Raw genomic sequence first — 26,407 nt, forward strand, 5'->3', positions numbered from 1 at the left:
TCACTTCAAGGCGAACAGGGTCTCCCACGGATCCGTGACCTCCGAACGGCCATCACAACCTGGATCGAGAGAACATACCACCGCCGACGGCAAAGACGGCTGGGCAAACTCACGCCTGTCGAATATATGACACAATCAACCGGACCGCGCTCACAGCGGCCTAAGACCGCAAGTCAACAAAAGTCGGGGCAGTCCCAGTTGGCCAGTTACGATATCGGCCTGCGTGCCAGTCCGATGTTCTACATCAGGATGTCCATGCTGCTACCGGCCGACGCGGCGATGACCGAGCACATCCTGCCGATGGTGACTCGATCGCTGAGGTTCTTCCCCGAGCACGGTCCCATCACCAAGGACGGCTTCGTCGTCGCCGACCGGAGGAAGACGATGCTGCTGGACGAACGCGGCGGCTACAGCAGGTGGCGACCAGTGGCCGACGGGGACTTTCTGACCGCCGACACCTCTCTGGGACTTCAAGGTCTCAAAATGCGACACCGACGAAGGACAACACGCTACAGCTGCTGACGTACTTCCTCATATGCAAGGATTCCGGCCTGTCGGCATCTTCACTCCGCGGCTGAACAGCGTCTATCAGCTCGCGGTGAACGATGTGCCGGCGGACGTGATCGACATAGTTCGCCGAGATGTGATTGGGCATGAAGCATGACTTCCAAAAGGTCCGATTCGATCGACTACACGACGAACTGCACGGTATGCATCATCTACATTGACGCCGGGTTTGATAACCGCCTGGTGTATGAACTCCCTCAGATGCAGCTCCCGAATCGCCCGATGACCGCTGTCGAGCACAAACGGATGAGCTGGCTCCCAAACGATGCGGCACTGACGACGGAGGCGAGGGCAATCTTCTCGGACATGCAGATGAAGAGCCGGATTGGGGCATCTGCTGCCCTGCGCACGGTCTTTATCGCTCGCACCGCAGCGGCGGCGCTGGAGATGAATCTTTAGGTGGGCCTTGACCCCGTTCTTTCGGGCCCTTGGTGGTCGTTACAGAGGTGCTCCTGGTTCCTCAGGTCGCGCGCGACATCGTCACGAGACTCGGTCGGACGAGATCACCGGTGACTGGAACATGGGTCACGATCGCGACGGGCTACCGGATTGAGCTGGCGTCTTCTTAATCGAGGGCAAAACGTCCGTAGTCAAGGTCGGGCTCACTAGCCCACGATGCATCAGCTCGACACCACACGTCGCTCCTGGACGACAGCTCGTCGTAGAGTTCATCCCACAGTTCAGTGTCCATTTCACCGAAGACATCATCCATGGCCTCGTCGAGATCAACCATCTCGCCATGCAGATAGCGGTAGACGCCGTCCTCTTTATCCCAGAACGCGCCAGCCTGGTCGGGGGTTGAGTACTGGCTGTTGCACCGGCCGAGCATTCGTTCGACACTGTCTTCCCAACGGGGATACCCACCCGACCACGTCGCAGGTTTTTCACCAGGAATCGCCCAAGGAACCCACATGTCGATCTCTTCGAGGATCTTCGGGGTGCCACCGGTGTCGAGAATGATCCTCTTCACGTCGTTTGGCTCAAAGAAGAGATCTCCGCGAACACGCCATTCACGCTCCCAGCGCCAGTCATTTGGATTTTGACTGCCGATCGATCGGACGTTCTCGATGAACGGAGTGAGCGACCAGATCGGCGCATCTGGGTCTTTCTCGCCGGCCCGCATCGCATCGTTGACCGCGTCAAATTCGGGCGAGCCGTCGCTCAGGTACCACACCGACTGCGCGCCGAACCTCTTGCGCAAGCGCTCCTTGTCGAAGACGATTCCCCATGGTCTGGGGTCTTTGGACTTCGTCATGCGCTCCAATTCGGACAACGGCGTCTCGGTGAAGCACACGGAATGATGGCTGTCAGCTGCGATCGAGAAGGCCTTGCCTGCTCCGAAGGAGTTGCGCGCTTCGATGCAACCAGTTCGCAGGATCGAGACCAATTCGTCCTCCGAGCGAGTGAGGTGCACGAGCCATCTCGACAGGTCCCGTGCGTCGCGGTGCTGGTGCGTGCCCAGTAAGTGGCGTTCTACTCGTCCCACGGGACCTCCTGCCTGTCGATTCGGAGCACGAGACCCAGAGCCTCTGCTATCCGCATGAGCTTCGCCGTGTTCACATCATCGCCCGCCTCGACGCGGGCCACAGTAGGGCGGGAGACACCGGCGTGTTCGGCCAGCTCGTGCTGGGACCACCCGCGGGCCGCGCGCGCGTCACGGACCTGACGGGCGATCTCCGACATGGGCGAAGGGGAGGGAAGCATGGAGAGCGCGCTCATTCCATTGGCTTGATCTGGGTTTCGATGAAGTCGATGTCCTCAGGGGTGAGATCGTACTTCGCGTAGAGCTGCCGATCGATCTCGGCGACGCTTTTCGTCCAGTCGATGTCTGAGTCCGAGGTGAAGTCCTGAAGCGGGACATGCTTCCAGACCTTTGCGGGGTTGTGCTGCGTGATCTTGAGAACACCGAGCAACGTGCGGGCAAACTTTGTCTTGATGTACTTCAGGCAAGCATCCGCGGCAGCCACATCTCCGAAACTTCCGATTGTGAGGAACGTCTGCGTAACACCGACATCGGGTTCGAGGACAAGCGGCGAAGAGAGCACCTCACCAAGATGGCCGGAACCGTTAGCAGCTGCGACGGCGACCTTGTAAGCGCCAAGAGCTTCGGTGCCACTGACGTAGTCACTGCGGATCCAACGGAATACGCGTTTCTTCCCCGCAAGCCCGAGCACTCGCGTGTACGCCTGTCCGTCGCGCAGCGGCGAATCGTGGAACAACTGCGGAAGCCGCTGGAACGCATGCGGTCCGATCACGTACTCGTGCCCATGAGACAAAATATCGACCGCTGCCGGATGTTCCTCATGCATCCTGGCCGTGTATCGATACGAACGTCCACTCGTAAATCCGAGGCTTGTTAACGGCTTGAAATCACCGTGCCCCACCCGCTGCAGGATGTCGTTGAGCTCGTCGAACTTCGTGAATGCGCCGATCGGCTCGCCAACACTCTCCGCGTCACGATACGTCACGGCGATGCCTCCCTTGATGCCCGTGCCGGGGAACAAGTCATCACTGACCGGCGCGTAGTGGGGCACGCTCAGGTGCGGATCCGCGAGCATCTTCTCGTTCCAGGCCTTCGGGGTATAGCCGGCATTAAACAGGAAGCGCGCCGGCGTGATGAGAATGACTTTCGTCCCCACTTCGTACGCGGCTTCCATGAACTCGTGGTAGATCGGCATCGCGTGGGTTGCATCGCCAGTCGACTCTCCCTGGTACGGAGGATTGCCGATGACGACGTCGAACTTCTTGGTCATGGTCAGTTGCCTTCCTGGAGCATGTCGTTGATCGTTGCCTGGCGTTTGGCTGGGGTCATCGCGGCTAGGTTGCCCACTTGGTAGTGGCCGGATTCCTTGATCCATTCCCTGCGTTCGTCAACGCCGCCGGAAACCGCTTCAATGGTGATGTCGTGGAGGATCTGGTTGTGGCTCATCTCGAAGATCTGCTTCGTGAGGATGTGCCGCAGGCGCTCGTTCTGGTCCGGGATCGACGACGCCAATCCGCGGTCCAGCCGGCGCACGAGCTCCATGAGGAACAGGCCCGCGGTGGAGAAGAGATCGGCGAATGTCCTCGTGGGGTCCTCGAAGATGCCCGGGTTCTCCTGCTCCAGGAGGTCGACCATGCGCTTCACCACGGGCTGCGGGGTGAAGACAAGGGACGACTTCTGCCGTGGGATGTAGGCGAAGATGTCCTCGGTGAGAGCCTCGTCGAAGTAGTCGGCAAGCTCTGCCTTCTTCGCAAGGAACTCCTGAATCGCCTGATCGAAGACAGCTTCGTCGAAGAGGCCTGGGATCTGCATGATCGTGCCGTCGTCCTCGGTGACGTCCTGGCCGTCGCGCAGGATGCGGAAGTCCGCCTCGCTGATGCCGGTAATCTCCTCGAAGACGGCGTCTGGGGTGTGGTCGTCGAAATTCGCCAGGCGGATGCTCTCGTCGCCGTAGGCCATGAGGAACATGGGGATCGTGCGGGCGAAGCCGCGCAGGTGGGAACGGGCGTCGTCCATGGCGGTGTTCGCGCGCTTCTGCTCTTTCTTCGTCTCCTCGCGAGTGACTACCTCGGTGGTGACCGACGCCGTCGTCTCCTTGAGGATCGCGACAATGTCGGCCTCGAAGGCTTTCTCCTGCTCTGCGCGCTTCTCGGCGACGGTGGCGACCTCGTCGTCCGTCGTAGCCGCATCAAGCTCGTCCTCGAGGTGCTTCTGAGCGATCTCGTGATCGATGTATGCACGCTCGACGGCAGTGACGACGGTCGCTTCGGTGCGCTTCTCGTCGCGTGTGACCTGCGCGGCGGTGAGGCCATATTCCTCCTTGAGCCTCTCGCGGGTGTCGCGGGCCTTCTGCGTCACAAGGGAGGCGAGCTCCTTGGCTGCGGTCTCAGCCGGTGTGTCCGGGGTGATCGCAGGGATCTCCTCGACGCTCCACACGGGCGCACCGAGCTCGGCGACCTTCGGATTGATGACGGTCTCGACGTCGACTTCGACGTTGCCCTCGTGGTCGGTAATGGGGGCCGGCTCCTCGATGGTGATCGTCGTGCCGGTCTTGAGCTTGCCCTCCTTGGCCTCGGGCAGCTTCTCGAGGATCGACTTCACATGCTCCGAGTACCGGAAGATGCCGGCGACGTTGGCGAAGAGCAGGTTCGAGAGGAACCCGCGGCGTACGACTTCCTTGGCCTTGAAGACCTTCGGGAACGTGAGGATCTGCGCGGCATCAAGCTCGACCATGCGCCCCTCGGAGTCTTCACCGATAACGGGGAAGAAGTTGAGGAGAGTGCGGATGTTCTCGCGCCGGACGTCGGGGCTGCCTGAGGGGTTGGGTCGCAGGTTGTTGGCGAACTCGTCGAAGATCGTGAGCGTGCGCTCGGGGGCGAAGTCGAAGATGTAGGCGTTGCTCTTCTGCAGCATGCGCTCACCTCGCAAGAAGGTGTGCGGGTTCTGCGCGCGGAAGGCCGCCTGCATGTATTGGGCAGGTGACGACAGGTTCGAGAGCATGAGGACCGCGGTCCACTCGGGGACGGTCACACCTGTGGTGAGCTGGCCGACCGAAAGCGTGATGGTCTTGCCACCGAACTTCTCGGCCTCGGCGATGGCGGCGCGGACCTTGTCGAGAGACTTGGATGACGCGACCGTGTCGCTGTCGTCCTCGCTCCGTCCGTCACCGGCGGCGAGGACGATCGTGTAGTCCTTGAAGACCTCGTGCTGCTTGAGCAGCTTCTCGAGCGCCTTCGCGGACGCGACGCGATTGAGCAGCCAGAACGAGTGGCGGATCTCGTCACGAAGCTCAGCGGTGGAGAACGGGTACTTCTCGTTCGTCGTAAGGCAGTCGAGGAACTTCAGAACCTGCTCGCGGTGCTCGAAGATGCCGCTCTCCTTCGTCGCGAAGAACTCGCCGAGGTCGAAGGCGTAATCGATGTTGGCCTCGTCCTCAGCCAGCGCGACGCCCTCGGCGAGACGATCGGTGATCATCCTCGAGAGCTGGTACGTGAGCATGTTGAGCGTCGGCAGCGTCGCGTAGGGGTTCTCCTGCGCCCCGTCCGACCATTCGGCGCGTGCCGTCTGCTCGTCCTCGTACGTCCAGTTGAAGATCTGCTCGGCCTCGAACTTGCCAGCGGCCAGCGCCTTGAACGGGGTGCCGGAGAGGTGCAGCGTCCATTGGCGTTTGATCTTGTCGAACGCGATGTCGGTCTTCGTCGTGTCGACGCCCTCATGGGCCTCGTCGATGACGAGCAGATCCCACGTCAACTCGGCGACGTGCCGGAGCTTCTTGTGATGGCCGCCGAAGTACTGCGAACCCTTGAGGTCCTGCAGGGAGAGGAATTCGACAATGCGTGGGTCTTCGTGCTGAACGGCGTGATGGATCCACTGCTCGCGAGACATCGTCTCACGACCAACTAGCGATGCCGAGTCCGAGACGAAGACGTATTCGGTCTGGTGGCCGATGAAGCGCGTGAAGTCGTCGAACCACGAGTTGGCGATTGCCGGGCGGTTGGTGACGATGAGCACCTTTCGGGCATCGAGCTGGCGCATGAGGTCGTAGGTCGTGAGCGTCTTGCCGAAACGGGGCTTGGCGTTCCACAGGACCTCGCAGTGACCGGACGTGAAGACGTCCAGGGCCTGCGCGACAGCGGCCCGCTGCTCTTGGCGCAGACTGTAGTCCTCGGTGCCGGTGCGCTGGCGATCCGCGCAGTCCTGGCTGGCGAACTCGAGGAAGTACTGCTTTGAGGTCACGGACATGTCTACGAAGCTGTGCCACTCGGTTCGCGGATCAAGCTCACGTTCCACGCCGACCTGCTTGAGATACGCGTGGAAGTCTTTGTCAGTGAAGGCACCGCCCGCCTCGGACGTGAAGAAGGCGCGCTGCGACCACACCTTCCTCTTCTCGATGCCCATCTGCGACGCCTGCTGGGCGATGCGCACGTCGGCCCCGCCCTCCTGCTCCGTGTAGCCGATCTTCTCCCACCCCTCGTACTTGGGCACGTCGGGTGTCATCCATGAATAGACGACGGGAATGACTTCACGGAATGTGCTGATTTTCGGATTAGCCATCGGCCCTCACTTCTTTGTGGACGTGGTCGATGCGACACACGGCGTAGGTGTCATAGGTGGTGAAATCGAACATGACGGTGCTGTCGGCCATGCCGCGCAGTGACGCGAGCGTGAACGGTTTTCTGCGAACCACCCCGGGCTCGTTGAGCACGCGGTGCCACCACGAGAACTGGATCGCCTCACCGCGGACGTCGAAACCAGTAAGCGTGTTGCCGCAGATGATGTTGCGCTCCACGAGCATGGCAGCCGAACGGTAGAGATTCGTGCGGGGACCGCACGCCTTGCCAGCGCGCTCATGGAATGCGACAAACTCGGTCAGCAGCGTCGCCTGCGCGGCCTCGTGGTTGTCCTCGAGGAGCTCGACCGCGTAGATCGAGGCGAGCGCAAACAGCGACTCGGTCGACCATACGGTCGGCTGATAGCGCTTCTCGATAGCGTGGAGCTTTCGCTGGAGGATCGCTACAAGGAAGTTGCCATCTCCGGCGGCGGGCTCGAAGAACGTTTTGTCGACGAAGTTCGGCCCGGTCTCGAGCTCCGGACGGACGAGGTCGAGCATCTGGTTGACCATGCGGCGGGGCGTGAACACCTCCCCATGCGCCTTCACCCGGTGGTGCGACTTAATGAGTCGCTCCTCGGTTGTCAGTGATGTCATGAAGCCTCTTCGTCGAAGGAGTGGCACAGCCGCCGTGTATCAGAAAGTTTACTTCCGGATCGCGTTCTGTCGGGTCCGACACGCAACCAGGTCGTGACGTCTCCTCCCAAGTCATGCGGGGGAAGGAAGACGCCACGAGATAATAGATCGACGCGAGGCATGGACCACGCGGTCCAGCGACGAGACGACGAGCCGTTGGGGCTTGCGCGGGCATTCCTGGGCCAGGCTAACCGGTATCGAGCCCGGGTCTATCCACTAGATATACCGCCCAAGGACGTTGGTTCGGTTAATGTGATGACTCGCTGGAGTCGTTTACCCAAGGGTGAGGACCTCCGGTTGCACAGTGGAGTTGCTTAGACAACCGCTGCAGCGACCAGGAGGTCCTCGTGTCCCACCCTAATGCCGCTTTGACTCCACGCCAACGTTTGCGCGTCGTGCGTCTGGTCATAGACCACGGCTTGCCGGAGTCCCGGGGCTGCCGAGCAGTTCAATTGCTTCTGACCGACGGCCAAACGGTGGGCAGCACCTCGGGCGCGCCTAGTTCCGATCCTCCATGAGCGCCATAGGGTCCGCTTCCCCCAAAAGTGCGGGACACTGGAAGTCCCGAACCACGAAAGCGGGCCACCTTGATTCGTCTCCGGCACGATGCCGACGGCTCCACCCGGCCGACTCCATGGGATTGACTAGCGCCGGCGCCGCCGGCCATCTGGATCCGCTGCTGTATCCGTGGGACCCGCCCGTGGCCTCGGGCGTCATGGACGGCCATGACTTCCGGCCTCTTGAGCTTTCAGTCGGACTGGATGAAGCCCTCGCGCACGCCGGCGCGGCACCGCTGGAAGCCCGTTCCCTGGTGGTCTCCATCGGCTCGAATTCGAGCGCCGAGGTGATGCGGCGGAAATTCGCCAGCTATCACCAGCCTGTCAGCGCGGTCCTGCCGCTGGTCCGGGGGCAGCTCCACAACATCGCCGTTGGCCACTCTGCCCACGTGAGCAAGGCCGGCTACATCGCCGCCGCCCCGTATCCGCTGATGGGAGAGTGCACAGCGGTCTGGCTGTCCTGGCTGGACGATGTCCAACTGATGGCCCTCGACGAAACGGAACCCAACTACCGGCGGATCCAGCTCGACGGCGAAGCCTGCCCGCTCGTGGCGGATCACGGGGAACGCCCGGAGGAGTTTTCGCTGTTCACCTCGCGCTGGGGCGTGCTGAACGATGGCGACGGCGGGAAGCTTCCCTTCCTCGACCAGCCTGCCCTCTTCGGGCTCCTCGCCGGCAGTGGCACCGGAGACCTTCTGGTTGAGGGGAAGTCCGTGTTCGACGGGCCGCCGGAGCTTGTGGCCGAGCAACTCGCGGTACCCGCGGTCCAGGCCTGGGCGAGGGAATGGTTCTGCTCGGCCGGCCTCGCCGCACCCGTGGACTTCAAGGAGCCTTGCGCGGGGTAGCCACCCCTCTGGAACGCCGCCTTCACCCGGAGGCGACGTTCTATGCATTGTTCTCCGCGATGTGATGCGCAATGTACTCGGCATCGCGGCCCACGCCCGCCACGATCGACGAGCCGTGCCCGGTCAGCCACGGCAACCCGACGGCGTACAAGCCCGGGTGTTCGGTGACGCCGCGGGAGTGCCGGGGGTAGTTCCATTCGTCCAGCACCGGGATGTCCAGGATGCTGAAGTCCAGACGGTAGCCCGTGGCCCAGAGGACCGACGTGACGTTGGCGGCCTCAAGGTTCAGCCGAGCCGGCTCCGAAGGAAGCCGGCCGTCCTGGCGCGGCGGCTCCGGCTCCGGTGCCGCCATGCCGGTGGCGGCAATATAGCTGTCGAACATCGGCTTCATCCGCTGGTAGAACGCCGCCTCCACCTGGCCCAGGCGTTCCGGAAGGTCATCACTGAAGACGAGGTCGCCGTCGTCGGCTGCCTCCAAATGGCCGTGCAGCCGGACGCCGCGCCGGCCGAGGTCCCGCAGGTGGATATCGTGGCCGCCGTCGGCGCCGGACACCAGCGGGTTGCACCTGAAGCGCCCGTCAAAGTCGCCGCGTTCGACTTCACGAGCGGGCTCATGCCGCCCGTGGGGAACTGGGCGATCCAAATCGTTTCGTCCCTTGGCTCCCCGGATCACTTCGCTGAACACGCCGTCTTTGGGGCAAGGACCCAACCCGAAAGCCGGGTCCCTTGTCGTATTTCCTAGTAGAAGTCGTCCATCGACTTAACTTTCTTGCCTAGGACGACCTGTCCGGGATATTCATAGCCCAGTTCCCGACAAAATACGGCCGCCAGGAGTTCAGTATGACGGTAGTAGTTGATGATCGACTTCAGAGGACCGTCGCCAATTTCCGGTCCAGACTCTAACCTAATGCGAGCACAGTACAGGTAGCGGAGCGCGCAGATGGCGGCTCCCTCGCGCGGCTCGTTCTTGATAGCCCTTTTGGCTGAATCCTCTGATCCATAATTTTTGAGAGCGGTGCTGACTCGCGATCTGACATCGTCTACGTACGCGGCAACGGATTCCCCAGGGCCCGGTTGCCGGCTGGCGCCTTCTCGTTCGACTAGTCGAGCAGTTCCTCCTGCTGGCGAAACCTGACCGCTGGCACCGATGGTGAAAAGCGCAACTGCGGACTCGTTCGCCTCTGCGACAGCGGCTGTCGTGTATCCAGATGTTGAATAGAACAGGTGATGTTTCAGATGCGGCCTGGCGCCCCGAAGCTGCTGGATCAGTGGCGCACCCACGGGCACGCCCTGCATCTTTACTTGGGCTACAGCCTCTTCATGGACAATGTCTACGCCTTTATCTCTCGATCCACCTGTCAGACGCGCTCCGGCGAAGCCAATGCTCTTCATATGCATCAGCGCAAACTGCTCTGCAGCCCGCCAGTCTGTTACCAGCATGAATGGCTTCGGATCGTCTGCCACTTGGCCAGCCGGTAGCTTCAGGAGGTCCGGGGGTGCCGGCACGTCGCCCACATCAGGTAGCCGGAGGATGTCGAAGCCCGCCCCGTCACTCAGGCGTTCGATCAGATCAGATTCCCTATCGTCGATGTATATTTTGACCGCAGCGCCGTCGTAAGACGTGGTCCAGCTCGGCTCTTTGATATACATGCTCGTGGTTTCAGTGAAGGAACCTTCAGCGGGGCCGTCGAAAATGGTGGGTGCGTCTTTTCCTTCGCGCACCTCAATCCATCGACGCATGGTGCGTGCCAAAAGATGGCTTTTCTTCCTGCGGTGATCTTCGCTTAGGTCGGCTTTCTTGCCTCGTAAGATGACTCCGTGGGCGAACACCTCGACGTGGTCGTTTTCCGGGATCGCGCTCAAAAGTTGCTGGGCAAGGTCGTCTGATATGTCTCGAGGCTTCTCCGTGTCCAGGTACTCACTCCATGCCCAGGCGGCCCGCGGATCAGTTGCTAGATTTTCACTCACTGCTGAAGGTTAGGCGAGATACTGCTCATAGGCTCAGAGACTCGCCGGGCCCAAGGGTCAATGGGCCGCCCGAAATTGAGCAAAGCAGCCGGGCGAGTCTCGTCACAGGCGCCCGGGCCCAGACGCAACCTTGAGCTGCTCTTAAAGACCGCCATCAGGGGTGCGTTCTGAAATTCTGATGGCCTCACCGGGTTGCTCCACTTTCTAACGCTTTCCAAGGGTCGAACGACGGCATAACACTTACCCGGGAATCTATTGCCCAGCGGGACCAACAGCGAAGAGGATCTAAGTCCCGCGGATTTCGCCGGGCGATGTGCTCGGCAACGTACCGGGCGTCCTCGCCCACCAGCGCCAGCGTGGCCGAGGCATGCCGGGTCAGCCACGGCAGCCCGACGGCATACAGTCCGGGAACCTCGGTGACGCCGCGGGAGTGCCGGGGGTAGTTCCACTCGTCCAGCACCGGGATGTCCAGGAAGCTGAAGTCCAGGCCGTATCCGGTGGCCCAGATGATGGACGTGATGTTCTCCGCGTCCAGGTCCAGCCGCGCGCCCGACTCCTCGGGAAGCCAGGGATCGTCCTGGAGCGGTTCGGCGGCAGGCGCGTCGATGCCCGCCGCCCCGATGTAGGCGTCCGCCAACGGCTTCAGGCGCTGGCCGAACCCGGCCTCCACCATCGCCAGACGTCCGGGGAGGTCGTCGCTGAAGACGAGTACGCCGTCGTCCGATCCCTCAAAGTGGCCGTGAAGCCGGACGCCGCGGCGGCCCAGTTCCCGCAGGTGGATGCTGTGGCCGCCGTCGTTGCCGGAGACCAGCGGATTGCACATGAAGCGGGCGGCGGGGAAGGGGAGCTGCTCTACCTGGAGTCCGTTGATGCCGTACGTGGGGCCGTGCAGGTTGATTTGCACGATCCAGTAGAAGGTGTCTTGGCCGCGGTACCTGCGGGGCGCCTTCGGGCAGGCGGAAACGGACAGATGGACCTCGCGGCCGGCGGCGAGCAAGTCCTCGGTGATCTGGCCGCCGGACTGGCCGGCGCCGACCACCAGCACGGCGCCGTCGGGCAGCTGCTGCGGGTTGCGGTAGTCGTGGCTGTGCAGCTGGTGGGCATGCCCGGGGAGAGCGGCGGATGCGACCGGGATGCGGGGGTTCTGGAAGGCGCCGTTCGCCAGGACCACGTTTTCTGCCGTGAAGTGCCCGCCGGTGGTCTCCACGCTGAAGTGGTCGCCCGCCCTGGCGATCCGGGTGGCCTCCGTGCCCAGCTGTACCGGTGCGGCGATCCGCTGCGCATAGTCGCGGAACAGATCAATGACGGCGTCGCGGGGGAGGAAGGCATCCGGCTCGGGACCGTCGTATGTCAGCCCCGGCAGCATGAACGAGAAGTTGGGCGTGTTCAGGTAGAACGAGTCCCACCGGTCCTGCCACGCCCCGCCCAGCGTTTCGCGCCGCTCCAGGACCTGGTGCTCCACACCGTGCTGGGTGAGCCAGTAGCTCGTGGCCAGGCCAGCCTGCCCGGCCCCGACGATAAGGGTGTTGACGCTTTGCGGAGCCGCATGTCGGGCGGCGGTCGGGGTCTCCATGGTTCTTCTCCCGTAGCCAAGGTGCAGGGCTGGCTTTGTTGGCAGGATATGCCCGCAGCGCTGCTGCGTACAGGTGCCCGACGGTCCTTCCCTGCACCTCCAACCGGAATCCCCAGAGAAGTACGTCCTGGACGCGAAAACGGTAAGAGGACACGAATTGCGCGTCCTCTTACCGTTTTCGGATCGCAGGGGTTGAACTGCGTAGGTTGGCGAATTTCTAGTTGAAGAAGATCCGCGTTAGTTCTGGGCGCCGAGGACCGAATGCGCGATCAGCATGTCTAGGCGGCGCACATCCACCTTCTTACCCGTCTTAATTTTGATATGCCCCGCGCGGGTCCAAAGCTCCAACTCTGCATCGAGATCAAATCTCCCGGCGTTCTCTGATGACCACATGTTGATGTGAGAATAGGGCAGCGAGTACACCTCCACCTTTTTGCCAGTCAGGCCCTGGGCGTCGCGGACGATCAGGCGCTTGGTGGTAAAAATGGCGCTATCCCGGAACGTCTTGTACGCGGCCACCGGCTGCTCGCCCGGCACCATTAGTTCCGCGACGTCATTGGGTATCGGACATTCGTCGACGAACATCCACGTGGTCACTGCTGCTGCTTCCAAGGGGGTTGGCTCCTTTTCGTGTGGTCAAGCCTCGGAGTTCAGTGTTACAAAGGCATGCCCGGCCGTCGTGACCTGCAATCGGCGTGTCGCGATGGCGCCCTTCATATTCATGAAGGGTTCGCGAAAGTTTCGGTGAGGTCCCCCGCTTCCACCGGATCCGGACATCTGCGACGGGGAGGGCGACGGCACATACAGATGCTCCTGAAGCGTGACGTACGTACGCCGTCGTTGTACCAGTCTTTCCTGCTGGCCTGGCGACGGGTTCTGTGCGCCTTTCGCGCGGTTGCACCTGCTGCACGCGACGACGAAGTTCTGCAGGCTGGTGGATCCGCCCTTGAACCACGGGTAGAAATGGTCACCATGTTCCGCGGGACGGGAACAACGGCGGCGGAAGCCCGCCTCCATCTCGCACTGGCTTCTGCCCGCGACTTGCCTTCGCGGTACTGCCGGCGGCTAAAGCGCCGGACCGGGTCGCGGCGCCGGACGTCCCGGCCGCGGATGATGGCGACAATCATGATCAGGACGACGGCGAGTTCGTCAAGGGTGTTCTGGTTCAGGGCGGACTGCCCTATCTTTTCCTATGGCCATGGGCAAGCCTTTTTCGTATGGCCATGGGCAGCAACGGCGCTCTGACCCCCTACAGGAATTTCTACTCAGAAGGAGTGGGAAAGGTCATGAATCGGCGAACCAAAATCTTCTTTGGTGTGATCGTCCTCTTGCTGGTTGTTGCCGGGGCGACATTATTTGTCCTCGACAACGCAAAAAGAAGTAGGGCGGCGGAGTACAACCCGCAGATCAACCCAGCAGATTTCACCACCGAAATTACCAACAAATACTTCGCCCTCCCAGTCGGCAAAAAACTGACCTACGAGACCACCGATCACGGAAAAGTCACCGAGAGGATCGAGATCGAGATCCTGCCGGAGACCGTGAACATAGGGGGTGTTGAGACGGTGGTCTATCTGGATAAGGAGTACAAGAACGGGCAGCTGGTGGAGGAAACCCGGGATTACCTGGCGCAACACAAAAACGGCGACGTCTGGTACTTCGGCGAGGACGTGGACAACTTCTTGAATGGGATATTGGTGCACCACTCAGGCAGCTTTCGCCATGGAAAAGACGGGGCAAAAGCCGGCATCTGGATGAAGACCGAGCAGCGCCCTGGCGACTCCTACAGGCAGGAATTTTACGTTGGTCACGCGGAAGACATGCGGGACACCGTGGCTACCGGCGAGACCGTCTCCACCAAGTCAGGCACGTACACCGACTGCGTCAAGGTCTACGACTGGACGCCGCTTGAAAAGAACTCCCGAGAGTATAAGTATCACTGCCCCCAGATCGGTGCGCTGGCCCTTACCGAAGACCTGGAGACCGGCAGCCGGTCAGAACTCGTGAATGTTGTCCAGCCCTAGCCTTCCAACTTTTTGGGCCGGGGCGTAGAAACCTTCGGCTCCTTAGGCGGCAATCCGGCCACATAGGAATAAGCCTTCTCCACCCAGGCCTTGGCCCGCGCCTCATCGCCGGAGCCCTCGGCGTTCCATATTTCAGGCAAGCCGGTATAGCCGCCCATAGGGCGCTCCGGCGGCCCGAACGGCACGGTCCGCTCGGTGCCTTCCAGCATCTCCTTGTCCGCCTCGGCCAGCTTCACGCCGATGGTCGGGCCGAACAGGCCGGCGAACATGTTCCCATGCACGAACGCCCCGAGGTTCCCGAACATCGGCTTGACGACCACCTCGGGGTGGTCAGGCAGCACCGAACGGAAGTGTTCCTTGTCGGCGTCGGACGCTTTCGGCATTTCCATGGGTCTTCCTCCGGTAACTGACGGTCACGGGCTGGTCTTCCTGCAGGATATGCCCGCGGCCCGGCACGGTACAGGCGGTCCGCGCAGACGGCCGGCGTGGTGCCGGAGGGCAGCCGCGGACGTGGGCTCGACGGGGCTGTGGTAAGCCGCCCCGAAAATCTCCTGTATGGTTGATCCTGTTGTTGTGTTTATGCAGTTCGTAGTTCAGGCAGTACGCATGGTCGAAAGCCCATGTTCTTCTGAAGCAGCGGTTTTGAGCACCCCAAACAGGAGGACCCGAAAGTCGGGACAGTTCCTCCACCTTCACGAAGGACAAAAATAATGGCTACTGGTACCGTCAAATGGTTTAACGCTGAAAAGGGCTTCGGCTTCATTTCCCCCGATGACTCCTCACAGGACGTTTTCGCACACTACTCTGCGATCAACTCCTCCGGCTTCCGCTCCCTCGAAGAGAACCAGAAGGTCTCCTTCGAAACCGAGCAGGGCCCCAAGGGTCCCCAGGCCACCAACATCCAGGCTATCTAATTTCCTTAGATACCCGGGACCGTTAGGTTTCTAGCAGGGCCCGTCTTCGGACGGGCCCTGTTTTTGTTTAACCCGCCCGTGCCTTAACAGAGGTTCGACGACGGCGGCGCGCCACCGCCGTCGACGTTCAGCGGCCGCGCGGCGGCCATGGACGCCACGGGCCGGCGACATCCCGCAGCCGGATCTCTGCCTCGTGGAGTCGGGCGGGGGCGACGGGGCCGGGTTCGCCACTTCCGCCTTCCGAGCCGGAGCCGTCGAATGCGGTGAGTGCGTATTCGCTCCACCGCCGGCTGCCAACCGGGTAGCGTTCGGCGTATCCGCCGGCCGCGACCGAGAGCACCAGCAGCTCCATCCGGTCCGCTGTTGTCTCCGCCGTTTCGTCGCATGCGTCGCAGCCGCACACGGGAAATGGGAAGTCGTGCAGCACGCCGGCGTGGACCACGACGCCCGGATAGCCGGTCAGCACAAACGTCAGTGGCACCGCTCCGGAACGGCGCGGGGTGACCCGAACCGCGTGCTGCACGTCCCGGACCTCGTTCAGCAGGTCCCTGGCGTGGACCGGATCCTCATGGACGTCGACGTCGTAAGTGGCAGCCAGATGGTTGATCAGGGCACGCGCCACGACGTGAAGTCCGGCGAAACGCTCGGGGTGGCTGTCCACGCTGTAGGAATCAGGATCGGGCCCCTCAGCGCCCCACTGCCGGCCGTAGGGAATGGGTTCCCCGCCGGGGGAGTAGTAGGTGGCGGTCGGCAGGTCCGGCCGGACATAGCGGGGCTGTCCCGCCGGCGGTGATACCGGAACGGGCTGCATTGCTGGGGACTCATCCACTTCCTCCCGGGCCCAGTCCAAGAGCGCGGAAACGAACCCGCGCAATGATTCTTCGTCCGCACTGCGCACAGCCACCAGCAGACGGTCGACCTCGAACTGCCGGTGCCGGTTTCCCACCGTGGGAGATGCGCCTTCGTAGGCGGCCCACTGCGCGTCCGGTCTCAGGCGGGCGATGGCGTTCCCGGCGAAGACGGCCGCCGCGGCACTGAGGGTCCTGTCGTTTTCAAAGTGAGAGCCGAATCTGCGCAGGAACGAAATGAGCCGCTCAGGATCCGAGGCCAGTTCTTCGGCCCGGACTCCGCGGCCGGTGCAGAATTCGATGAACGGGGCATAGCCTCCGACGTGCCTGACCTTGGCCGGTTTGCCCGCGGCAGGTTGATACCGGGCCCTGCCCCGAGGCATCGGCTCCGGCAATCCGGACGGTTGACCTTCGAACAAGTCCTCGGCTGGCCCCATACCGCGATCCTAGGGCACGGAAGCAGCACGATAGATGGGTTACTCAGTTCCAGTGGTGAGAGCTGTGCTCGGTGCGCAGTCCTGCCCTGTGCTGAAGTCGTGCTCGGGCTAATCGCCCTGGGGGATGATGATCCACAGCGCGATATAGACGAACTCGCCCACACCGAAAAGGCCGAAGAACATGAACCCGACCCGGACGAATGCCCGCGGGACCTCGAAGCGGTCGGCCAGGGCCGCACACACCCCGGCGAAGACCTTGCCACGCCGGGGACGAACCAGGGTTGCTGCCATTTCGTCACCCTAGCACCGGGTGTCCGTCCCGTCAGCAGGAATCTTCGCGCCCGCGCAGCGGCGACACAGCGGCGCCACAGCCCCGCGGCTCAGCCCGTCGTCAGAGCTGGCCCCGCCGCGTCAGATACTCGTTCAGCGCCGGGTTGTCGATGTCCTTGGCCAGCCACGGGATGGTCTCCGCGGCGGCCGCATCGCCCAGGACTGCCCGGTGCGAGTGCGCCCGGACCAGGAGTTCGCGCAACGCGCCGCGGCTGGCCATGGTGCCCAGTCGGTCGGCGTAGTCCCCGGCGGCGGGGGAGCCGGCGTCGATCGCGACCTCGGCGGCCGTGTCCAGCAGCCGAGCCCGGTACCAGAGATACCAGGGCGTGGTGTCGAGCCCACGCTTCAGCCAGGATTCCGCCGCGGCCTGGTCGTCCAGCGCCATGCTGAGCCTCGCCTTGGCCCCGGCGGCCAGGGTCAGGTAGCAGTGGTCGCCGGCGACGTCGGCCATCACCCACGAGCGGTCGATCAGCGGAGCTGCGTCCTCCAGTCGGCCGGCGGCGAGGAAGGTCTCGCCGCGGAGCCCGGCGACAAAGGGCTCGAACGCCGTCCAGTGCTCGGCCGCGATCAGTTCCTGGGCCCTGTCCAGGCATTCGGCCGCCGGCTCCAGATCCCCGCGCAGCAGATGCACCCGCCCGGTCAGGGCCTGGCTGAACGCCAGCAGACGGCGGCCCCCTGCGGCGGTGGCGAGCCGGCTCGATTCGACCAGTGCCGCCAGCGCCTCGGTGTAATGCGCGGTGTCCGAGGCCGCCATGCCCTGAATGGCCAGGATCCTGGACCGTTCGTCGTCGAACCCGTCCGCCGCCCGGGCCGCCTGCTCCAGCCATCCCGCCGCGCGGTCCGGAATGCCCCGCTGCACGGACAGGTACCCCAGCTCCCGGTACGCGGCCGCCGCCACCCGCGACGCCGGCCGGCCGGGGTTCCGCGCTCCCTGCAGCGCCTCGGGGTCCAGTCCTTCGGATTTCAATGCCCGGTGCAGGAGATCGGCCACCTCGGCGCCGCGGCCGCCGGCCTGATGGATCAACGCCCCGGACAGCGTGACCAGGGATTCGGCCAGCAGATGGTGGTCACCGGTCCGCTGCGCGAGCTCGGCCGCGAGGCGTAACTGCTCCAGGCCGCGGTCCACCGAGCCTGCGGAGAGCGAGGCCTCGGCGGCGTCGAGGTAGGACCGCACCGCGGCCGAACTGGCCGGCAGCCCGGGCTCGGCCGCGGGCGCCGCGTCGGACAGCGCCCGCCGCACCTCCGCGGGCACACCGAGCCCGAGTTCCCGGCGGTACAGTTCCCGGCACTTGTCGGCCTGCTCCCGCGCCCGCCGGTACTCGCCCAGGGACACCAGGGCCTTGATCAGCACGGCGTGGCAGTCGGCGTTGAAGGGGTCCAGGTGCAGCGCGCGGGTGGCGAGGTCGACGGCGTCGTCCGCCCTTCCGGCCGCCAGCGCGGCGAGTGACGCCTCATAGAGCAGCGTCAGGAAGGCGTTCTCGAGCCGGTGCCGCTGGTCCTCCAGCCAGGATTCGAACGCTGGGCATTCTTCGAAGGTGAGGCCCTCCAGGAGTTCGCCGTCGAAAGTGCGGGGGTCGGCGTCTTTGCTGGGGGCCAGGGCAGCCATCGCATCGCAGTTCCATCCGGCCGGCAACACCAGCCGCAGCGGGTCGCCGCCGATCGATTCGGTGCCGAGGGTCCGCCGCAGCTCGGAGAGGTTCCAGCGCAGGGCGCCGAGCGGGTCCTCGGCGTCGGGGAACAGGAGGGCCGCGGTCCGGGTACGGCCGGTGCCGCCCGGTTGCAGCGCGAGGTAGGCCAGCACAGCCCACGCCTTGCGGCCCCGGGGCTGCCGGGGTGCGGTGCCAGCGGACTCGATCCTGGGCGGACCGAGGAGCCGAATCCAAGTCTCGGCCATATGAGTCATGCTACGCCGCTGATGGGGGAGCGGGAGGGGGTAACGGTGGGGCGTCAGTAGGGGAGTTCCGGGCGCGCGACGGGTGCATGACCGTCGTCGAAACGCGGGCGATTCCGGACGAAAACCGCTCACACGGTGGCTCACACGGTGGGCGCGGAAACTGGAGTTGTCATCAAGAAAGGACCGGAAACCCGAACCGCAGCCGCACCCTTAATCCGCAGCCATCACCCAGGAACCCGGCCCGAACAACCTGCTCCATCATCCGCCCAAACAACCAGCTCCATCACTCGCCCGAGGTGCATTTCAAATGGTATTTGCCGCTATCCTGCTCGCCGGACTCCTGGTCTACGCAGCCGTCGCCACTTGCCTCGCGGTGTTCCGCGACGGCCGGGGCCACACCCCGCCTGTCCGGTCCACCCGACCGTGGACGGCCGGCAACCTGCCCAGCGAACCGTACGCATCGCTCCGGTCCCTGCGCTGACCGCATCCCGGCAGCCGCACGCCAGTAACCGAACGGGCCTGGCCCCCGCTTCCAGCATTGGAAGCGGGGGCGAGGCCCGACGTCGTGCGGTGCCTATGTGGCGTTCAGCGCCTCGTGCCGGCGTTCCGTGATCGGCTGGTGTCGCACCACCGGGCGTGCTGTTGGCTTCTGGGTGAAGATAGTTCAGGATTTGGGCATCAGGTTCAGTGGCGTTGGCGGGAGGACAGCCGGGCCCTTGCACCATACTCGTGCCCAGGGGGAAGCGGATGATGACAGGAATCGACGATCTCATACCCAGGTCCGACGACCGTTGGGCCACCGCCACACGACGAGCGCAGGGCATTGCAGATCAGGGCCTCGGCAGCGCCCTCAAAAGGTATTACACGATATATTTGCCGGCCGGCGTGATCTTCTTTGTCGCGGCGGGGACGGTCCTTGGAATATTCGCCCTCGGAGGCGCCACGACGGACTGGCCGACGCTTCTCGGATTAGGATTCATCCTTGCATTCCTGGGTGGCGTCATCGGCGGACTCCTTTACAACGCCAAGAAAGTCGTGCCTGCGGCGAAGTCGGGCAGGGTCGATGTGCTGCTCTCACTGGAGGACGAAGAGCGAAAGGGCATCCGGCGCCAGATTCTCGGGAAGAGCCCCGTCGATCCGGATCACCTTGTCGTTTCTCGGGCCGCCGCCGTGCAACTGCGAAAGAATCTCGCCAGACAGCTCATCTGGGCCCCCGTGCTGCCGCTCATACTCATTCCCCAGCTCCTAGGAGGAAGCGCGTTCGGCTCCTGGCTCATGGCCGCCGGCGTAGCTGTATGGGTGCTTGGTGTCCGGGACTTCCAGCGGGCCGGCAGGTTCCTTGACCGCACGGCAGAGCCGGGCGCCCCGGACGCAAAGGCTTAGGCTGTAGCTGTGAGCCAACCGCTGGACGAGGGTCCGTTCTTTCACGGCACGAAAGCCGACCTCCGGGACGGTGATCTCCTGAGGGCGGGCTTCCGGTCGAACTACCGTCCCGAAGTCGTGATGAATCACATCTATTTCACCGCTCTTCCGAACGGTGCGGGACTCGCTGCGGAACTCGCGCCGGGTGACGGTGCCCCGCGCGTCTACGCAGTCGAGCCGACCGGGGCATTCGAGGACGACCCGAACGTGACCGACAAGAAATTCCCCGGCAACCCCACCCGGTCATATCGCAGCAGTGCCCCGCTCAGGGTGGTCGGCGAAGTCACCGACTGGACACGACTGGCACCCGAGGCGCTGCAGGCGTGGAAAGAACGCCTGGCAGCACTCCGTGCAGACGAACGAGGCGAAATCATCAACTGACGAGGATTGCCCACGGGGCTTGTTCGATTGAGCCCCGGCTCGCCTCTGGAGCTAATCGGCCCGACTCGGTAGCGTGCAGTGCATGGCCATTAAACTTGAGAACGTCGGCATCGCCGTTCGCGACCTCGAAGCAGCCATCGCCTTTTTCACCGACCTCGGACTCACCGTCGTCGGCCGTGACACGGTCAGTGGTGAGTGGACCGATACTGCCGTGGGCCTGGATGGCAACCATGCCAAAATTGCGATGCTCCAGACCCCGGACGGTCACGGCCGACTTGAGCTCTTCGAGTACATCCACCCCGAAGCAATTGAGACGAGCCCCACCCGTCCCAACGAGATTGGCATGCACCGCGTCGCCTTCTCAGTCGACGACATTGACCAAGCCCTTGAGATCGCCGCGAGGCACGGCTGCCGGCCGCTACGCGGCGTGGCGACCTACGAGGACGTCTACAAACTCACGTACGTGCGCGGTCCCAGCGGCATCATCGTGATGCTCGCCGAGGAACTTAATCCGAAGAACTGACGGCCGGATCTGCGCTGGAGTAAAGCCCATCACCATCGAGAGGGGACAGCTATGGATACGGCACCAGGTAACCGGGGGAGCAGCGGATTCTTCCACGGTCTGAACGTCCTCTGGACTGTCCTTGCCGGGATGTTCATCATCGGAATCTGCGCTACGGCAGCAGATCACTTCATGCGCCATGACCTTCTGGGCCACGTATATTTCGGCCCTATGGGCTTTGGGGTATCTGGTCTCCTTGTGCTGACGAGCATGGCTGTATTCATCATTGCGCGCGTTCTACAGCTTCTCGCGCAGTCCTGGACTACCGGACGTCGTCCCAAGGTCTGAGGCTTGGCCCAGGCTCTGGGTAATGGTTCCGTCGCGGAGCATGGCAATAATGACTTACCGGCCCCGGTGAATCCATTGCACACTGAACGTACCCGGCCCGACAGTTGACATTCCCTTACCAGGACGGCCGGACGAAGCCGGCGCCCGCTGTCCCCAACCCGCAGGCTCCCGGCTAAACGCTGTTTTCAGGGACTTTGGATCAGTGGGCGTTCCCCTTGGTGGCGGATCCGCGTGGCGTTCTTCCAATTAAGTAGGTAGACTGGGCTACCTACTTAAGGACGTGATGACGTGGGTGATAGTGTGGGCCGGGAGCGGCCGGCGCGTGATCGGTTGATGACGGCCGCCGCTGAGTTGTTCTATGCGCATGGGATGGCCGCTACCGGGATCGATGCGATCACCGAGAGGGCGGGTGTGGCGCGGAAGAGCCTGTACAACAACTTCGCGTCCAAGGACGATCTGGTGCTCGCTTATATCCGGGAACGCCACCAGGAGTGGCTGGGGCTGTACGAGCTGCGCGTCATCAATGCACAGACTTCGCGCGGTCGGGTGTTGGCGGTGTTCGATGCCTATATCGACCATGCCGGCGCCGCCTACGTCCATGGGTTTCGCGGGTGCGGGCTGCTCAACGCAGCCGCCGAGCTGCCTGCGGGCGCGCCCGGGCGGGTGGCGGTCCGCGAGCACAAGGAACAGGTCGAGGCGATTCTGGCCGCTGGTCTGGCGGGGATCGTCGACGCCGATCGGGCCGCGGTGCTGGCCGAGCAGCTGGCGTTCGTGCTCGAAGGTGCGGTAGCCCGCGCCGGCCTGGAGGGCTCTCCGGAGCGCTTGGTCCATGCCCGGGCGATCGCCGCCTCGCTGTTGGATGCGGCGTGAGGCGCGAAAGGTTGACCGCCATCGCGGCGATCACCATCACCTCAATACTGTGGGGCACCACGGGCACCGCCGCAACATTCGCACCCGGTGCCGGCCCGCTGGCGATCGGAGCCGCCGCCCTGGGGATCGGCGGCATCCTACAGGCTCTCATCGCGATCCCTGCGCTATGCGCCGGCCGCGGGCAACTACGCGCCAGCCTGCCCTTGACCGCTCTGGGCGCGGTGGCGGTGGCGATCTACCCATTGGCGTTCTACAGCTCGATGCACCTGGCCGGGGTGGCGCTTGGCACCGTCGTGTCCCTGGCCTCGGCCCCGCTGGCTTCCGGTGTGCTGGAATGGTTCGCCCAACGCACCCCGCTCAGCCGGTGGTGGATGCTGGCCGCAGGGCTCGGCGTCACCGGCAGCACCCTGCTGTGTCTTTCCAAGATGGCCCACGACCCCGGCGATGCCGGTTCGACGCTTGCCGGCATCGGGCTCGGTCTGGTCGCCGGCGCCACGTACGCCACATATTCGTGGTGCGCCCAACGCCTCATGAGCCAAGGCATTAGTCGCGCCGCCTCGATGGGGGCAGTGTTCGGGGCGGGCGGCATTCTGCTTGTGCCGGTCCTGCTCCTGACCGGTGCACCGCTGATCGCGAGCTCCCAGGCGTTCGCCGTCGCAGCCTACATGGCTCTGATCCCGATGTTTCTGGGCTACGTGCTCTTCGGATATGGTCTGGCACGCGTCACGGCCAGCACCGCAACCACCATCACCCTGAGTGAGCCGGCCATTGCCGCGATCCTGGCGGTGGCCATCGTCGGCGAACGCCTCAGCACTGTTGGCTGGACCGGACTTGGGATCATAGCCGTGGCTCTCGCAGTCCTGGCGATCGCCCCAACCAACACGGTTAGTGCACCGAAATCCGACTCCAAGCGCGGGAGCCCTCAGATGGCCGCCAGCTAATACGGGATCGGGCCTCGAGGAGCCCCGCACCATACGATGTTGGATTGGCGAAGCATGCTGACGGCTACCAGGACCGGCTCTGAAGACACGCCAGCCTGCGGCTGGACGATCCGCTGATCAGCTATTACTGTCTTGCAGTATCGAATTCAGGCAGGGGCGCACACAACGCCCGGGGAGGAGGCGCGCATCACCGCAGACCAAGACTGCAACCTACTGTCAAATTCCTGGAAAGCCCCTCACCTGAGGGGCTTTCCCATTTCCGGTACCGGGACCCTTGGCCGCCGCGGAAGTGAGCGGTGTCGACGGACCGGTAACCGGCACCGCGACCATCATCCGAATCACCGGCGAACACTTTCGCCTCGGCGACAGCTTTGCGCCCTCGTCCGCCGCATCCAGACGCTCTACCACCTCGATAGCTCACGCCCGGGATCATCGACGCTGCAAGGGAAACCCTCCTCATTCGCCACTAAGCGCTTCACTGCCAAATAGCTCTGCGATTCACAGGGTTCTCAACCAAGGTGTTTCAATTCCAATGCGATGCAGGACAACTCAAAGCCCGGTTGAGCGGCACCGAGCGGTCACCAAACGCCGCCACGCAGCGCTGGACTCCACACCCGACGTCGTCGGTGCGCCGGCGACCGGCGACGTCTGGCGCGGCATGCCGGCTAGGTGGTCTGTCTAGACACTCGCACTGGCGCGGGAGCATCCTAAACGTGTGCGCGTTTCGGGAGGGGAGCGGCAACGGGGCAGGGAGATCCCGCCCCGGCTGGGGAATCCGGGGAACCGGTGGACCGCTGGCGGTCGGATCCACTTTCCAGGCGTGCGGACACGATCGGCGAGGGAAGCTGGTACCAGATCATGGACGAAACATCGGATACGCGGCAGAGACTGTCCAACCGCATCGACCAGAAGCAACGAGACCTTCAGTCCTACCTCGGCAGGGAACGACCGCGGCGCACGCGCCTGGCGAGCATCAGTATTGTGGGCAGCGCGCTGGCCGCCTCGCTCACGGCCGGTCCCGCCGTCGGGGGCACGGGGTTCACCGAAGCGGTGGCGAACATCTTCAACTTGGCCGACGACTCGATTGTGTGGCGTGGGCTGTGTCTGCTGGCGGTGATCTGTTCCGTTGCCGCGGCGCTGGCGACGAATTTCGCCACGTCCCGTTCGGTGGCGGACCGTGTGAGCGCGGCCGAGACCGCCAGCGCCCAGCTGGAGGGGCTGCAGGTCTCGCTGAACTTCGGCCACATCGACATCGACGAGGCCGTCAAGCTCTATCAGCAATATGCCACCCAAGTGGCCTTCGTGGAGGCATCGCCAGCGCGGTGACTTTCCGACACCGGCCCTTGGGGGTGAGGATCCACAGCTCGTTCTATCCAGTCAAGCTAGCAGTGCCGTAGCAGGGAGTGAATGGCGCGGCGAAACTCTGTTTAGGTGTCGGGCTCATGATCTCCTCCTGAACACGCCGCGCCCGTTAGGTACGACCGCGCTATTGCCATTAAGCAAAATATAGGCCCGGGGCGAAGCTTCATCCAGAGCCAGCTGATCAAGCTTCGCGGCAACCCTGGCTCAAGTCTGGGCCGTAGCCTTGAACCTTTGCCGTGGCGAGGCACGCCACGGGCCACCTCCACGAAAAGCGGCCCTTCCGGAGCAACATGGCGCTACAAGGGAAGGGCCGCACGGTGTACCCGACGCCGACGCCGGCTTCGGCGCGGGCGTCCGGAACTGGACTACGGCGTCGGGCTGCCGCCGTTGACGTTGAGCGTCTCGCCGACGACGTAGCTGGACTCCGCGGAAGCCAGAAAGACGTAGGCCGGGGCGAGCTCGGCCGGTTGGCCGGCACGGCCCAGGGGAGTGTCCTTGCCGAACTCGGGCAGGGCCTCCGTCGGCTGCCCACTGCTGGGCTGGAGCGGCGTCCAGATCGGCCCGGGCGCAACTGCGTTGACGCGGATTCCCTTCGGCGCGAGCTGCTGGGCCAGGCCTTTGGTGAAGTTGTTGATGCTGGCCTTGGTTGCGGCGTAATCCACGAGAGTCGGCGAGGGGTTGTAGGCCTGGATGGACGTGGTGTTGATGATGGTAGATCCAGCCGGCAGGTACGGCACCGCTGCCTTGGTCAGCCAGAACATGGCGTAGACGTTGGTCTTCTGGGTGTGGTCGAACTGCTCGTCGGTGATCTCACCGATGTCCTCCTGGGCCACCTGCTTCCCCGCGTTGTTCACCAGGATGTCCAAACCGCCCAGCTCGCGCACCGCAGTGTCCACCAGCTCGCGGCACGTCGCGGAATCCTTGAGATCGCCGGGAACCTTGATCGCCTTGCGGCCTGCTTTCTCAATCAGGTTCGCGATTCGGGCCGCGTCCTCCTCCTCTTCAGGTAAGTAGGAGAGGACGACGTCGGCCCCCTCACGTGCGAACGCAATGGCCGTAGCGGCGCCGATGCCGGAGTCCGCTCCGGTGACGAGCGCCTTGCGGCCTTCGAGACGCCCGGTGCCGCGGTAGGTCTCCTCGCCCAGGTCCGCCTTCGGGGTGAGCCTTGCATCCAGGCCGGGTTCAGGCTGGCTCTGCTTCGGGGGTGAAATGTGTTCGTACGCTGTTACCGGGTTCTTGAAGGTGTACTGGTCAGTCATGGAGCTCCTCCGGATCATGGGCTTCAGCGCGGACAGCCTGCCCGCCAAACATGCTAAGCATGCTTAGCATCAACCCTAGCCAGTGGGGCGGTTTTGGCGCAACGGACGGCGGGGCTAGGTGGAGTGGGCAGCGGTCCGGAGGGCGGTCCCGTCGGGAGATTGAACAACTCGTCGCCGTCAGGCGAGGCCGGTGCGGGATGTGATCCACTCCATAGAAGCCTGACGCCGGCGGACTGGCCCTTGGGGGCGACTGCGGAGGCAAGAATCCGCGCCGATCCGGGGATTATGACGCCAGGAGGCACCTCGGGAGGCCGATTTGTGCCCGGTCCTCCCGGCGTGTAAAGTAATTCGAGTCGCCGCCGCTGATGCGGAAAGAAAGCGACCGACCCCCTTCTAAACAGCCTGAAAATGGTTCGCGAATTTGCGTGCTAAATAACGGTGGGGACCTTCTTAAGAGAATGTAAATCGCAAAAATGCGAATTTGCAAACACTCCCAAGATCGGGTAAGTTTGAAAAGTTGCTCCGGAGCGATCCTCGACCGATTGGTTGTGGTGGTGCCGGGTGTGTCTGTTGTTTGAGAACTCAATAGTGTGCCAAGTTTGTTGATACCAATTTATTGTATTGAATTGGTTGAATT

Annotated in this window: 26 protein-coding genes and 2 pseudogenes; 13 read left to right on the forward strand and 15 right to left on the reverse strand. The window is 63.5% G+C overall.

What is annotated here, in order from left to right; translation table 11 throughout:
- Window positions 1-33: 33 nt before the first annotated feature.
- From ACFRJ8_RS21070 to ACFRJ8_RS21080, 3 genes and pseudogenes are all read left to right on the forward strand, one after another.
- A pseudogene (locus ACFRJ8_RS21070) lies at window positions 34-164 on the forward strand (IS3 family transposase); the annotation flags it as partial.
- 34 nt (window positions 165-198) lie between these two features.
- Window positions 199-522: a hypothetical protein gene (locus ACFRJ8_RS21075; protein ID WP_377988316.1), complete on the forward strand. Its 324-nt coding sequence runs from the start codon at window positions 199-201 to the stop codon at window positions 520-522.
- A 138-nt stretch (window positions 523-660) separates the two neighbouring features.
- The gene (locus ACFRJ8_RS21080; protein ID WP_377988317.1) at window positions 661-966 is read left to right on the forward strand and encodes a hypothetical protein; all 306 of its coding nucleotides are present in this window, start codon (window positions 661-663) and stop codon (window positions 964-966) included.
- 166 nt (window positions 967-1,132) lie between these two features.
- Here the strand turns inward: ACFRJ8_RS21080 and ACFRJ8_RS21085 are convergent, their stop codons facing one another.
- The 5 genes from ACFRJ8_RS21085 to ACFRJ8_RS21105 are packed head-to-tail and all read right to left on the reverse strand — an operon-like array spanning window position 1,133 to window position 7,256.
- Window positions 1,133-2,053 carry a hypothetical protein gene (locus ACFRJ8_RS21085; RefSeq protein WP_377988318.1) on the reverse strand — a complete coding sequence of 307 codons (921 nt, stop codon included), beginning with the start codon at window positions 2,051-2,053 and terminating at the stop codon, window positions 1,133-1,135.
- Window positions 2,041-2,286 carry a helix-turn-helix domain-containing protein gene (locus tag ACFRJ8_RS21090; protein WP_377988319.1) on the reverse strand — a complete coding sequence of 82 codons (246 nt, stop codon included), beginning with the start codon at window positions 2,284-2,286 and terminating at the stop codon, window positions 2,041-2,043. The genes ACFRJ8_RS21085 and ACFRJ8_RS21090 overlap by 13 nt, the downstream gene beginning before the upstream one ends.
- Window positions 2,283-3,320, reverse strand: coding sequence for an Eco57I restriction-modification methylase domain-containing protein (locus ACFRJ8_RS21095; protein WP_377988320.1), 1,038 nt, complete (start codon window positions 3,318-3,320; stop codon window positions 2,283-2,285). The genes ACFRJ8_RS21090 and ACFRJ8_RS21095 overlap by 4 nt, the downstream gene beginning before the upstream one ends.
- 2 nt (window positions 3,321-3,322) lie before the next feature.
- Window positions 3,323-6,604: a DEAD/DEAH box helicase family protein gene (locus tag ACFRJ8_RS21100; protein WP_377988321.1), complete on the reverse strand. Its 3,282-nt coding sequence runs from the start codon at window positions 6,602-6,604 to the stop codon at window positions 3,323-3,325.
- Window positions 6,597-7,256 carry a hypothetical protein gene (locus ACFRJ8_RS21105; protein WP_377988322.1) on the reverse strand — a complete coding sequence of 220 codons (660 nt, stop codon included), beginning with the start codon at window positions 7,254-7,256 and terminating at the stop codon, window positions 6,597-6,599. Before ACFRJ8_RS21105 ends, ACFRJ8_RS21100 begins: the two co-directional genes overlap by 8 nt.
- A gap of 673 nt (window positions 7,257-7,929) precedes the next feature.
- On the opposite strand from ACFRJ8_RS21105, the gene ACFRJ8_RS21110 reads away from it, so the two are divergent.
- On the forward strand, window positions 7,930-8,697 hold the full coding sequence (locus tag ACFRJ8_RS21110) for a hypothetical protein (RefSeq protein ID WP_377988323.1): 768 nt from the start codon (window positions 7,930-7,932) through the stop codon (window positions 8,695-8,697).
- A 40-nt stretch (window positions 8,698-8,737) separates the two neighbouring features.
- Here ACFRJ8_RS21110 and ACFRJ8_RS21115 read toward each other — a convergent pair.
- From ACFRJ8_RS21115 to ACFRJ8_RS21135, 5 genes and pseudogenes are all read right to left on the reverse strand, one after another.
- Window positions 8,738-9,271 (reverse strand): annotated as a pseudogene (locus tag ACFRJ8_RS21115) (FAD-dependent oxidoreductase); the annotation flags it as partial.
- A gap of 164 nt (window positions 9,272-9,435) precedes the next feature.
- Window positions 9,436-10,665 carry a restriction endonuclease gene (locus ACFRJ8_RS21120; RefSeq protein ID WP_377988324.1) on the reverse strand — a complete coding sequence of 410 codons (1,230 nt, stop codon included), beginning with the start codon at window positions 10,663-10,665 and terminating at the stop codon, window positions 9,436-9,438.
- A gap of 184 nt (window positions 10,666-10,849) precedes the next feature.
- Window positions 10,850-12,238, reverse strand: a complete 1,389-nt coding sequence (locus tag ACFRJ8_RS21125) for a flavin-containing monooxygenase (RefSeq protein WP_377988325.1) — start codon at window positions 12,236-12,238, stop codon at window positions 10,850-10,852.
- A gap of 237 nt (window positions 12,239-12,475) precedes the next feature.
- Complete coding sequence (locus ACFRJ8_RS21130) at window positions 12,476-12,850, reverse strand: PH domain-containing protein (protein WP_377988326.1); 375 nt, start codon at window positions 12,848-12,850, stop codon at window positions 12,476-12,478.
- A 24-nt stretch (window positions 12,851-12,874) separates the two neighbouring features.
- The gene (locus ACFRJ8_RS21135; RefSeq protein ID WP_377988327.1) at window positions 12,875-13,255 is read right to left on the reverse strand and encodes an HNH endonuclease signature motif containing protein; all 381 of its coding nucleotides are present in this window, start codon (window positions 13,253-13,255) and stop codon (window positions 12,875-12,877) included.
- A 200-nt stretch (window positions 13,256-13,455) separates the two neighbouring features.
- Between ACFRJ8_RS21135 and ACFRJ8_RS21140 the strand changes: the two genes are divergently transcribed.
- Window positions 13,456-14,262: a hypothetical protein gene (locus tag ACFRJ8_RS21140; protein WP_377988328.1), complete on the forward strand. Its 807-nt coding sequence runs from the start codon at window positions 13,456-13,458 to the stop codon at window positions 14,260-14,262.
- Here ACFRJ8_RS21140 and ACFRJ8_RS21145 read toward each other — a convergent pair.
- A complete protein-coding gene (locus ACFRJ8_RS21145; RefSeq protein WP_377988329.1) occupies window positions 14,259-14,651 on the reverse strand; it encodes a TfoX/Sxy family protein in 393 nt (130 codons plus the stop codon). The genes ACFRJ8_RS21140 and ACFRJ8_RS21145 overlap by 4 nt on opposite strands.
- Before the next feature lie 321 nt (window positions 14,652-14,972).
- Between ACFRJ8_RS21145 and ACFRJ8_RS21150 the strand changes: the two genes are divergently transcribed.
- A complete protein-coding gene (locus ACFRJ8_RS21150; protein ID WP_011690916.1) occupies window positions 14,973-15,176 on the forward strand; it encodes a cold-shock protein in 204 nt (67 codons plus the stop codon).
- A gap of 127 nt (window positions 15,177-15,303) precedes the next feature.
- On the opposite strand, the gene ACFRJ8_RS21155 is transcribed toward ACFRJ8_RS21150, so the two are convergent.
- The 3 genes from ACFRJ8_RS21155 to ACFRJ8_RS21165 form a co-directional block, all read right to left on the reverse strand.
- Window positions 15,304-16,461 (reverse strand): DUF6226 family protein, encoded by a 1,158-nt coding sequence (locus ACFRJ8_RS21155; RefSeq protein WP_377988330.1) that lies wholly within the window; start codon window positions 16,459-16,461, stop codon window positions 15,304-15,306.
- A gap of 108 nt (window positions 16,462-16,569) precedes the next feature.
- Complete coding sequence (locus ACFRJ8_RS21160; RefSeq protein WP_377988331.1) at window positions 16,570-16,752, reverse strand: PspC domain-containing protein; 183 nt, start codon at window positions 16,750-16,752, stop codon at window positions 16,570-16,572.
- A 100-nt stretch (window positions 16,753-16,852) separates the two neighbouring features.
- Window positions 16,853-18,685, reverse strand: coding sequence for a BTAD domain-containing putative transcriptional regulator (locus tag ACFRJ8_RS21165; protein ID WP_377988332.1), 1,833 nt, complete (start codon window positions 18,683-18,685; stop codon window positions 16,853-16,855).
- A gap of 307 nt (window positions 18,686-18,992) precedes the next feature.
- Between ACFRJ8_RS21165 and ACFRJ8_RS21170 the strand changes: the two genes are divergently transcribed.
- The 7 genes from ACFRJ8_RS21170 to ACFRJ8_RS21200 all read left to right on the forward strand — a co-directional run bounded on the left by ACFRJ8_RS21170 (window position 18,993) and on the right by ACFRJ8_RS21200 (window position 24,475).
- On the forward strand, window positions 18,993-19,166 hold the full coding sequence (locus ACFRJ8_RS21170; RefSeq protein ID WP_377988333.1) for a hypothetical protein: 174 nt from the start codon (window positions 18,993-18,995) through the stop codon (window positions 19,164-19,166).
- 269 nt (window positions 19,167-19,435) lie between these two features.
- Window positions 19,436-20,068, forward strand: coding sequence for a hypothetical protein (locus ACFRJ8_RS21175; RefSeq protein WP_377988334.1), 633 nt, complete (start codon window positions 19,436-19,438; stop codon window positions 20,066-20,068).
- Window positions 20,069-20,077: 9 nt separating this feature from the next.
- A complete protein-coding gene (arr, locus tag ACFRJ8_RS21180; protein ID WP_377988335.1) occupies window positions 20,078-20,488 on the forward strand; it encodes an NAD(+)--rifampin ADP-ribosyltransferase in 411 nt (136 codons plus the stop codon).
- Between the two features lie 82 nt (window positions 20,489-20,570).
- Window positions 20,571-21,011 carry a VOC family protein gene (locus ACFRJ8_RS21185; RefSeq protein WP_377988336.1) on the forward strand — a complete coding sequence of 147 codons (441 nt, stop codon included), beginning with the start codon at window positions 20,571-20,573 and terminating at the stop codon, window positions 21,009-21,011.
- Window positions 21,012-21,671: 660 nt separating this feature from the next.
- Window positions 21,672-22,208, forward strand: coding sequence for a TetR/AcrR family transcriptional regulator (locus ACFRJ8_RS21190; protein WP_377988337.1), 537 nt, complete (start codon window positions 21,672-21,674; stop codon window positions 22,206-22,208).
- Entirely contained in the window at window positions 22,205-23,149 is a 945-nt protein-coding gene (locus ACFRJ8_RS21195) for an EamA family transporter (protein ID WP_377988338.1), read from the forward strand. Before ACFRJ8_RS21190 ends, ACFRJ8_RS21195 begins: the two co-directional genes overlap by 4 nt.
- A gap of 858 nt (window positions 23,150-24,007) precedes the next feature.
- Complete coding sequence (locus ACFRJ8_RS21200) at window positions 24,008-24,475, forward strand: hypothetical protein (protein WP_377988339.1); 468 nt, start codon at window positions 24,008-24,010, stop codon at window positions 24,473-24,475.
- 401 nt (window positions 24,476-24,876) lie between these two features.
- Here ACFRJ8_RS21200 and ACFRJ8_RS21205 read toward each other — a convergent pair whose 3' ends face one another.
- The gene (locus ACFRJ8_RS21205; protein WP_377988340.1) at window positions 24,877-25,770 is read right to left on the reverse strand and encodes an SDR family oxidoreductase; all 894 of its coding nucleotides are present in this window, start codon (window positions 25,768-25,770) and stop codon (window positions 24,877-24,879) included.
- Window positions 25,771-26,407 lie beyond the last annotated feature (637 nt).

Origin of the sequence: Arthrobacter sp. NPDC056886 (assembly GCF_042788715.1) — a bacterium.
Taxonomy (GTDB): Bacteria; Actinomycetota; Actinomycetes; order Actinomycetales; family Micrococcaceae; genus Arthrobacter.